Annotated in this window: 1 protein-coding gene; it reads left to right on the top strand. The window is 73.0% G+C overall.

Annotated features, from left to right (window positions below; translation table 11 throughout):
• The first annotated feature begins 51 nt into the window (after nucleotides 1-51).
• Complete coding sequence (gene cobA / locus ACFHWY_RS28420; protein ID WP_416583315.1) at nucleotides 52-1,341, top strand: uroporphyrinogen-III C-methyltransferase; 1,290 nt, start codon at nucleotides 52-54, stop codon at nucleotides 1,339-1,341.
• Nucleotides 1,342-1,557 lie beyond the last annotated feature (216 nt).

Here is a 1,557-nt window from a genome sequence, read left to right as displayed (position 1 = left end):
GAGGAGTGCAGCGCAGCGGAGCCCCGCAGTCGCGAGCGAAAGGCTGATCCGGTGAGCGCGAATCCGTACCCCGTCGGGCTCTGGCTGGCCGGCCTTCGGGTGGTCGTGGTGGGTGGGGGAGCGGTCGCCACCCGGCGGGTGCCGGCGCTGCTGGACGCGGGCGGAGACGTGCTGCTGGTGTCGCCGGAACTCACCCCGGCGCTGCGCGCCCACGTCGACGCCGGGCGGCTGCGCTGGGTGCCGCGCCGTTTCGTCTCCGCCGATCTGGATGGCGCGTGGCTGGTTCAGGTCGCTGTCGACGATCCGGCCGCCGCGGCCGAGGTCAGCAGCGCCGCCGCCGAACGTCAGGTCTTCTGCGTACGCGCCGACGACCGTCGGGCGGCGACCGCCTGGACACCGGCGGTGACCCGGTACGGCCCGGTGACCGTGGCGGTTCTCGGCGGTGGCGACCCTCGCCGCGCGGTAGCCGTCCGTGACGCCATCCGCACCCTGCTGCATGAAAGGAAGGGCCCCCTCTCAGCGGAACCTGTTGAGCAGGGGCTCCCTGTTGACACCCAGCGCCCTGTTGACACCCAGCCCGGCCGGATCGGGCGGGGAGGTCAGGTGGCCCTGGTCGGCGCCGGCCCAGGTGACCCAGAGTTGATTACCTTGAAGGGCTGGCGGCTGCTCACCGAGGCCGACGTGGTGGTCGCGGACCGGCTGGTGCCCGGCCTGCTTTTGGACGAGTTGCGCAGCGGGGTCGAGCTGGTGGACGCGTCCAAGATTCCGTACGGCCCGTCCCGTGCGCAGGAGGAGATCAACCAGATCCTGGTCGACCGGGCGCGGGCCGGTGCCTTCGTGGTACGGCTCAAGGGCGGCGACCCCTACGTCTTCGGCCGTGGCGGGGAGGAGTTGCTGGCCTGCGCGGCGGCCGGGGTGCCGGTCACTGTGGTTCCGGGCGTCACCAGCTCGATCGCCGCCCCGGCGGCGGCGGGAATTCCGGTCACCCACCGGGCGGTGGCGCACGAGTTCACCGTGGTGTCCGGCCACGTCGCGCCGGATTCGCCGGATTCACTGGTGCGCTGGGACGCACTCGCCGGGCTGCGGGGCACGCTGGTGATCCTGATGGGGCTGAAGACACTGCCGGCGATCACCGCCACGCTGCTGGCGCACGGCAGACCGGCGAGCACCCCGGCCGCTGTGGTCCAGGAGGCGACCACCGGTGCGCAGCGGATCATCCGTTCGACGCTCGGTGCGGTCGCCGCCGACACGGCCAGCGCCGGGTTGCGTCCACCGGCGGTCGTGGTGGTGGGTGACGTTGTGGCGGCGCTCGGCGGGCTGCTGGACACCGTGCGGGACTGAGTGTCGCTGGGGTTTGGGGGGCGAGGGGTGACGGGCTGGGTCGGGGCGGTCTCGGGCGGGTGGTGTCCGGCGGTGTCGTGGGGATGCTGCTGGCCGGCGCCCGGGTACGGGTGCCGGCCAGCGGTGTCCTGTTTCCCCCATCGAGAAAAGGTCCCTCAGCGGGGTGCTCGGGTCAGCTGTTCCAGTGCTCGGCGACGAGGTCGGCGGCCTGCTGCT

The sequence above is a fragment of the Micromonospora sp. LOL_024 genome (genome assembly GCF_048060415.1).
Lineage (GTDB): Bacteria > Actinomycetota > Actinomycetes > Mycobacteriales > Micromonosporaceae > Micromonospora.
This window is presented reverse-complemented; position numbering and strand designations above follow the sequence as displayed.